Here is a 1,662-nt window from a genome sequence, read left to right on the forward strand (position 1 = left end):
GTGCATTGAAGTTCCCCGGCACTTGCAGCGCGAACCAGGCGCCCGGTTTGAGGGCATCGAGCCATAGGGGCAGGAGCTTTCGGTGGCCGGGCACCCACTGCAGGGCCGCGTTGGTGACCACCACGTCCGTGTCCCCGGACGGCAGCCAGTGCTCAATGTCGGCCAGCTCGTAGGAAAGATTGGCCGCCGCGGCTGCGTGGTCCTTGGAAGTGGCCAGCATTTCCGGCGACGAATCCAGACCCACCACCTGCGCGCCCGGCCAGCGGTCCGCGAGCGTCGCGGTCAGGTTGCCGGGACCGCAGCCGAGGTCCACCACGTGCCGCGGGGCTTCGGCGTGAATCCGACCGGTCAGATCAAAAAATGGTCTGTCCCGGTAGTCCCCGAACTGCACATATTTCTCCGGATCCCACTTCATGGCTGCCTCCAGTTCCCGGCACGTTGTCCTAACCGAAGCCTAGTCCCGGCCCGTGGGCCAGCCAAGGAAGCACGCCTGCGCTGCGGGCGGCTCACGGCGCGCGCCTGCACTGCGTGCGGTGCCGCGGATACCACGCGGGCACTAAGCTGGACAGCAATGAAACTCGTTGATCAGCTCCCCGCCCCGGCCGCCCGTATCCCCGGCAGGACGGGCCTGGACCCGGACGAGCTCTACACCCGGTTTGTCGAGTGGACCGAGACCCGCGGCCTGGCCCTGTACACCGCCCAGGACGAGGCCATCATGGAGCTGGCCGCCGGTTCAAACGTCATCCTGGCCACCCCGACCGGGTCCGGGAAATCCCTCGTGGCCATTGCCGCGCACTTCCAGGCCATGGCCCGCGGGCAGCGGAGCTACTACACCGCCCCGATCAAGGCCCTCGTCTCGGAAAAGTTCTTCGCCCTCTGTGAGATCTTCGGCGCCGACAACGTCGGCATGATCACCGGCGACTCCGGCGTGAACCAGGACGCCCCGATCATCTGCTGCACGGCCGAGATCCTGGCCAACATCGCCCTGCGTGAAGGTTCTGCGGCGCAGCTCGGCGCCGTGATCATGGACGAGTTCCACTTCTACTCGGACCCGCAGCGCGGCTGGGCGTGGCAGGTGCCGCTGCTTGAACTGCCCCAGGCGCAGTTCCTGCTGATGTCGGCGACGCTCGGCGATGTCAGCCGGTTCGAGGACGGCCTCAGCGACCTGACCGGCCGCACGACGACGACCGTCAGTTCCGCGGAACGCCCCATCCCGCTGCACTACTACTACGAGCAGACTCCGGTCCACGAGACGCTTGAGGAGCTGCTCGCCACCAAGCAGGTCCCGGTCTACGTGGTCCACTTCAGCCAGGTCGAGGCGATCGACCGGGCCCAGAACCTGATGAGCATCAACGTCTGCACCCGCGAGGAAAAAGACAAGATCGCCGAGCTCATTGCCGGGTTCCGCTTCGCCGCAGGCTTCGGCAAGACCCTTAACCGCCTGGTCCGGCACGGGATCGGCGTTCACCACGCCGGCATGCTGCCGAAGTACCGCCGGCTGGTCGAACAGCTTGCCCAGGCTGGTCTGCTGAAGGTCATCTGCGGCACGGATACGCTCGGGGTGGGCATCAACGTGCCCATCCGCACCGTGCTGCTGACGGCACTGAGCAAATACGACGGCGTCCGCACCCGTCTGCTGAACTCCCGTTAGTTCCACCAGAT

The 1,662-nt window shown here is 66.4% G+C and carries 1 protein-coding gene and 1 pseudogene; one reads left to right on the top strand and one right to left on the bottom strand.

All coding sequences use genetic code 11. From position 1 onward, the window contains the following. The coding region (locus tag LQV45_RS30635; protein WP_230011019.1) for a methyltransferase domain-containing protein at positions 1–415 on the bottom strand (415 nt) is incomplete at its 3' end. Positions 416–571: 156 nt separating this feature from the next. On the opposite strand from LQV45_RS30635, the pseudogene LQV45_RS30640 reads away from it, so the two are divergent. Further along, positions 572–1,648, top strand: a pseudogene (locus tag LQV45_RS30640) (DEAD/DEAH box helicase); the annotation flags it as partial. Positions 1,649–1,662 lie beyond the last annotated feature (14 nt).

The organism is Microbacterium sp. Bi128, assembly GCF_918698205.1.